This is a genomic window from Paraburkholderia sp. AV2 (assembly GCF_054968425.1).
In genome coordinates this window covers 153,979-160,180 of record NZ_JBANLK010000009.1, presented here as the reverse complement: position 1 = coordinate 160,180, position 6,202 = coordinate 153,979, and the positions used below count along the sequence as shown (strand labels likewise).

Here is a 6,202-nt window from a genome sequence, read left to right as displayed (position 1 = left end):
TGCCAGGCGTGACGCCCGGCATCTCCCGGCCGGACAGGCCTTACTGCGCCTGATGGTTCGTTTCGACCTGCTGCATCGGCGTCGTATCGGCCGGCGGCAGCGCCTTACGCTCGCGCGGCACGCGCGCCGGCTTCACGATCAATGCCGCCGCGGCCTGGGCGGCGTGCAGCTTGCCGCTGTCGGTGTTGACCCAGACGAGGCCGGCGGCGGCCAGCATCGGCTCCAGCGTCTCGGCCGACAGCGTGGCCGCGGCGGCCGGACGGGCCGGGGCTTGCGCCACCGGCGCGGCTGCGGCGGGTTCGGCTGCAGGTTGCGTTGCTGGCTCAACCGCTTGCAGCGCCGGGTGTTCCACCGGTTGCTCGATGGCTTGCGAAGCCGCCGGGGCTTCTACCCGGTCTTCCCGGGTAGCAAGTGTTTCAGCCGGGGTCGGCGCGGCCGGTGCGGTTTCGGCCACGGGGGCCACCGGCTCGGTCGCTTCTGCAGCGGCAGGCGCAACCGGTTCGGCAACGGCCGGCGTGACGGGCTCGACCGGCGCTACTTGCGCCGGCGCTTCCGCTTGCGTTTGCGCCGGTGCTTCCGACTCGACTGCTTGCGCTTCGACCTGGGTCACGACGGCTTGCGCCGCTTCCGGCAGTGCAGTCACGACCACCGATTCGGCGACGATCGTGTGCACGGCGACATCCGACGACGGTGCTTCGGCTGCGGCTTCCGCAGGTGCGGCAACGGGCGCGGCAACGTCTGCGGCGTGTTCGGCTTCCGCCGGCGCTGCGGCTTCGGCGGCATCGTCCTGCGCGCCTTCCGCGCTTACGTCGGCGACACCTTCGGTCTCGCGCTCGCGACGGCCGCCACGGCGGCCGCGACGGCGGCGGCGGCGTTCCTCGCCATCGCGCGGTGCGCCCGCGTCGTCATCGCCGGCACCCTGCGCGACGCCTTCCGTCAGCACGGCGCCGGTGTTTTCGACCGAGGCGGCGTCGAGACGCGTTTCCTGGGCCTCGGCGGCTTCGGTCTGCTGCGTACGGCGGCGTTCGCCCCGTTCGCCGCGCTCACGGCGTTCGCTCCGCTCCTGACGTTCACCCCGTTCCTGGCGCTCGCCGCGCGGTGCGGCGGCTTCTGCCTGGTCGGCGCGGTGCTCGCCGCGTTCCACGCGTTCGATGCGCTGTTCGCGCTCGCCGCGGCCTTCGCGCCCCTCACGGGCTTCACGCGGCTCACGGCCTTCGCGTCCCTCGCGCGGTGCACGACCCTCGCGTCCTTCACGCGGTTCGCGTTCCTCGCGGCGCGCCGACGGTTGGCCGGCACGTGCACCGCCCGCCGCTTCGCCGCGGCCAGCCGCATCGCGGCCGCCCGAACGACGATTGCGGTTGCGATCGCCGCCGGCTTTCTCGCCGCGCTCACCGCGCACTTCGCGCGCCGGGCGGGCTGCCTTGTCCTGCCCGGCCGGCGCCGGTGCGGGAACCGCGGCCGGTGCGTTGCCGAAGAGGCGCTTGACCCAGCCGAAGAATCCGCCACCGGCCGGCGTGACAGCGACCTGAGCGGCCGCGGGCGCAGCTTCGGCAGGCTTGACCGGCGCGCTCGGCGCCGGACGCTCCGGCGTAATGCCCTTCACCGCGGCTTCCTGCTTCGGCTTGGCTTCGGCGGTGCGCTTGCTGTAGCCCGTTTCCGATTCAAGTTCGCGAGCCGCTTCCTCGGCCATCTTCCACGAGGCACGCGGGTCGTCGAGGCGCGCGTCGTCGTGACGCAGGCGTTCGAGCTTGTAGTGCGGCGTTTCCAGATGCTTGTTCGGGATCAGGACGACGGCGACCTTGAAGCGCGATTCGATCTTGTTGATTTCCGAGCGCTTTTCGTTCAGCAGGAAGGCGGTCACTTCGACCGGCACCTGACAGTGGATCGCCGCGGTGTTTTCCTTCATCGCCTCTTCCTGGATGATGCGCAGGACCTGAAGCGCCGACGATTCCGTATCGCGGATATGACCCGTGCCGTTGCAGCGCGGGCAGGTAACGTGGCTGCCTTCCGAGAGAGCGGGGCGCAGACGCTGGCGCGACAGCTCCATGAGGCCGAAGCGCGAGATCTTGCCCATCTGCACGCGCGCGCGGTCGTGGCGCAGCGCGTCCTTCAGGCGCTGCTCGACTTCGCGCTGGCTCTTGGCCGACTCCATGTCGATGAAGTCGATCACGATCAGGCCGCCCAGGTCGCGCAGACGCAACTGGCGCGCCACTTCGTCGGCGGCTTCGAGGTTGGTGCGCGCGGCGGTTTCCTCGATGTCGGCGCCCTTGGTGGCGCGCGCCGAGTTCACGTCGATGGCGACGAGCGCCTCGGTGTGGTCGATCACGATCGCGCCGCCCGAGGGCAGCGGGACGGTACGCGAATACGCCGTCTCGATCTGGTGCTCGATCTGGAAGCGCGAGAAAAGCGGCACGTCGTCGTGGTACCGCTTCACCTTGTTGACATTGTCCGGCATCACGATATCCATGAAGGCGCGCGCCTGGTCGTGGATCTCGGTGGTGTCGATGAGGATTTCGCCGATGTCGGGCTGGAAGTAGTCGCGGATCGCGCGGATCACGAGGCTCGATTCCAGGTAGATCAGCATCGGCTGACCGCTCTGGCCGGCCTGCGAGGCGGCTTCGATCGCGCGCCACAGTTGCAGCAGGTAGTTCAGGTCCCACTGGAGCTCTTCGGCGGAGCGGCCGATGCCGGCCGTGCGCGCAATGATGCTCATGCCGTCCGGCAACTGGAGTTGCGCCATGGTTTCGCGCAGTTCCTGACGGTCGTCGCCCTCGATGCGGCGCGACACGCCGCCGCCGCGCGGGTTGTTCGGCATGAGGACGAGATAGCGGCCGGCGAGCGAGATGAACGTGGTGAGGGCGGCGCCCTTGTTGCCGCGCTCTTCCTTCTCGACCTGGACGATCAGTTCCTGGCCTTCCTTGAGGGCGTCCTGGATACGCGCGCTGCGCATGTCCACGCCTTCACGGAAGTACTGGCGGGCGACTTCCTTGAACGGCAGGAAGCCGTGGCGGTCTTCGCCGTAGTTGACGAAACATGCTTCGAGCGACGGCTCGATGCGGGTGATGACGCCCTTGTAGATATTGCCTTTGCGCTGTTCGCGCCCGGCGGTTTCGATGTCGATGTCGATCAGCTTCTGTCCATCGACGATGGCGACGCGCAGCTCTTCCTGCTGCGTCGCGTTGAACAGCATTCGTTTCATTGAACGGCTCCAGAGCGGCTTCGCGCGCAGTCCGTCGCGGTGCCGGGCGAAAGGCCGGGCGGCACCTGGACGGGCAGCGGCATGCCGCGCCTTATCGTGTTTTCACAAGCACGCGGGAGCAGGAACGATGGCGGGGAGAATTGCCTTCAGTGGGTCTGGCCGGAGCGATGCGCAGCACGATGGCTGCCATGCCCGGACGGACCGCGGGGCTCATGCGAATACGGCTTCAACAAGCGGCGCGAGTTGCCGCGGGAGCGCGACGACGCGTAATACCTGCGCTTCCCATCCGGGCGCCGGGTGCGCGATGCAGGGCATCGGAACGCACGGCCGCGACCAGTACAACCGGCATCGACCGCAGCGGCGAACCGCGCGCGCTGCTGGCCGGATCAGTTTCGCGACCGCCGGTTTCAAACCGGCCGGCCGCGCACGGGAAGCTTTCAGGTAACGCCCGTCTTCCCCCTCGGGGTGTCTCGCCATTGTTGACGTCGCCTTGTCCCGCACGTTACGCAGGACGCTTCGGGCGCTCGCCGTTATTCGCCACCGGCGCGTCCTCTCGACGGCCACTTCGACCGTGCGGCAGGATTCGCCGGATGAATTCTTTATACCAACCTTCCGTTACCGTCGGAGCCCGCTGTCAACCGAACGTGCCTGTGGGCGCCGTCCCTGCCGATGCGAACTTCCGTGCGTGCAACTCGTTGCTTCTCAGCTTTCGGGGTAAGCAACTCGCCCCGGGCGCAAGTAAAATAACGGTTTATCGCTTGCTGCCAGCGCAGGCGGCGCGGTTTCGGGACCCGACGGATTTTTAGCCGTTCGGTCGACCTTCGCGCGAGCGCTGGGCAAATTATATTCAGAATGAAAGGGTTAGGCAAAATATCCCAGAATCAGGTCGCAAGCGACCAGGTTTCTTACGTCGAAGTCGATGAGGGCTCGGCCGGTCAGCGCATCGACAATTTCCTCCTGCGCGTCTGCAAGGGCGTGCCCAAAAGCCATATCTACCGGATCTTGCGCAGCGGCGAAGTCCGCGTGAACAAGGGCCGGATCGATGCCCAATATCGGCTTGTCCTTGGGGACGTGGTGCGCGTGCCGCCCATCCGCACGGCGCAGACCGACGCCGGCGCCGCCGCGCCCGTGCCGGTACCGGCCGCCCAATTTCCGGTGCTCTACGAGGACGAAGCGCTGCTCGTGATCGACAAGCCGGCGGGCGTGGCGGTCCATGGCGGCAGCGGTGTGGCGTTCGGCGTGATCGAGCAGTTGCGCGAGGCGCGGCCGCATGCGAAGTTCCTCGAACTGGTGCACCGGCTCGACCGCGAGACCTCCGGCGTCCTCATGCTGGCCAGGAAGCGCGCGGCGCTGGTGGGCCTGCACGAGCAGATCCGCGAAAACCGGATGGACAAGCGCTACTACGCCTGCGTCCACGGCGACTGGGCGAGCGACTGGGGCCGCCGCCGGGTGGTGAAGGAGCCATTGCACAAGTTCCTGACCCCGGAAGGCGAGCGGCGCGTGCGCGTGCAGCCCGACGGCCAGCCATCGCATACGGTTTTCAACCTCGTCGAGCGCTGGCCGGAGTACGCTCTGCTCGAAGCCGAGCTGAAGACGGGCCGCACGCACCAGATCCGCGTGCATCTGGCGCATCTCGGCCTGCCCATCGTCGGCGACGCCAAATACGGCGACTTCGCGCTGAACAAGGCGCTCGCGCGCCCGGCCGCCAGTCCCGGCATCAAGCGCATGTTTCTGCACGCGTACCGGCTGAAGCTTGCGCACCCGATCACGGGCGAGACGCTGCAGTTCGAGGCGCCGCTGCCCGCCGAGTGCCGCCGCTTCGTCGAGTCGCTGCGCGCGCAGCGCGACGGCGCCGAAGGTGACGCGGGTGCGGAACAGGGGCGAGAACAGGGGTGAGACGCGGGCAGGCCTGCCGCGCAACCCGAATAGAACAATACGTTTGGAGAAGCACCGCATGGCCAGAGAGCAATTTGATCTGATTGTGTTCGATTGGGACGGCACGCTGATGGATTCGACGGCCCACATCACGCGCAGCATCCAGGCGGCTTGCCGCGACCTGGGGCTGCCTGTGCCCGGCGACGAAGCGGCGAGCTATGTAATCGGCCTCGGCCTGCGCGAGGCGCTGCAGATTGCGGCGCCCACGCTCGATACGGCCGACTACCCGCGTCTTGTCGAGCGCTACCGCGTGCATTACCTGCTCAACGAGCAGAAGACCGAACTCTTCGCCGGCGTGCGCGAGATGCTGGTCGAGCTGCGCGAGGTCGGTTACCTGCTGGCCGTGGCGACGGGCAAGAGCCGCGTCGGGCTGAACCGCGCGCTCGACGAGGCGCGCCTCACGAGCCTTTTCGACGGCACCCGCTGCGCCGACGAAACCTTTTCGAAGCCGCATCCGGCGATGCTTCACGAATTGACGCGCGAACTGGGGCAGGATCCGGGGCGCACGCTGATGATCGGCGACACGACACACGACCTGCAGATGGCGATCAACGCGGGGGTGGCGGGTGTGGGCGTCGCATATGGCGCGCACGCGGCGGGTTCGCTCGAAACCTTGGAGCCGCGCTACATCGCCCCCGATGTGGCGGCGCTGGCCACCTGGCTGCGGGAGCACGCATGACGGAAGCGCTGATCGATCCGGTGCGAATTTGTGCCGCGGAGGCGCTGCTCGACGGCGGCGCAGGCCAGCGCATGAACGCCACTTACGTGGGCGGCGACGCGGTGGTGTTCTTCGTTCGCTATGGCGGCGAGGTCTACGGCTACCTGAATCGCTGCGCTCACGTGCCCATGGAGCTGGACTGGGTCGAGGGCCAGTTCTTCGAGTCGTCCGGCCTCTACCTGATGTGTGCGACGCACGGCGCGATCTACGAGCCCGACACCGGCAAATGCGTGGGCGGACCATGCCGCGGCGGCCGCCTGCGGCCCGTGCGTGTCGAAGAACGGGACACGCCCGAGGGCCGTACGGTATTCTGGCTTCCCGATGGCGATCTGCGCCCGACCCAACCCTGA

General features: G+C 68.0%; 4 protein-coding genes. 3 read left to right on the top strand and 1 reads right to left on the bottom strand.

Going from position 1 to position 6,202, the window contains the following annotated elements:
- Nucleotides 1-40: 40 nt before the first annotated feature.
- The gene (locus V8683_RS09795; RefSeq protein WP_411188998.1) at nt 41-3,199 is read right to left on the bottom strand and encodes an Rne/Rng family ribonuclease; all 3,159 of its coding nucleotides are present in this window, start codon (nt 3,197-3,199) and stop codon (nt 41-43) included.
- Nucleotides 3,200-4,051: 852 nt separating this feature from the next.
- Between V8683_RS09795 and V8683_RS09790 the strand changes: the two genes are divergently transcribed.
- The 3 genes from V8683_RS09790 to V8683_RS09780 are packed head-to-tail and all read left to right on the top strand — an operon-like array spanning nt 4,052 to nt 6,202.
- On the top strand, nt 4,052-5,095 hold the full coding sequence (locus tag V8683_RS09790) for an RluA family pseudouridine synthase (RefSeq protein WP_411188999.1): 1,044 nt from the start codon (nt 4,052-4,054) through the stop codon (nt 5,093-5,095).
- A 58-nt stretch (nt 5,096-5,153) separates the two neighbouring features.
- The gene (locus V8683_RS09785) at nt 5,154-5,813 is read left to right on the top strand and encodes an HAD-IA family hydrolase (protein ID WP_411189000.1); all 660 of its coding nucleotides are present in this window, start codon (nt 5,154-5,156) and stop codon (nt 5,811-5,813) included.
- Nucleotides 5,810-6,202 (top strand): Rieske (2Fe-2S) protein, encoded by a 393-nt coding sequence (locus V8683_RS09780; RefSeq protein WP_411189001.1) that lies wholly within the window; start codon nt 5,810-5,812, stop codon nt 6,200-6,202. Before V8683_RS09785 ends, V8683_RS09780 begins: the two co-directional genes overlap by 4 nt.

Coding starts and splice junctions, on each gene's coding strand:
- V8683_RS09785 (WP_411189000.1), top strand. CDS start 5,154: ATGGCCAGAGAGCAATTTGATCTGATTGTGTTCGATTGGGACGGCACG.
- V8683_RS09795 (WP_411188998.1), bottom strand. CDS start 3,199: ATGAAACGAATGCTGTTCAACGCGACGCAGCAGGAAGAGCTGCGCGTC.
- V8683_RS09780 (WP_411189001.1), top strand. CDS start 5,810: ATGACGGAAGCGCTGATCGATCCGGTGCGAATTTGTGCCGCGGAGGCG.
- V8683_RS09790 (WP_411188999.1), top strand. CDS start 4,052: ATGAAAGGGTTAGGCAAAATATCCCAGAATCAGGTCGCAAGCGACCAG.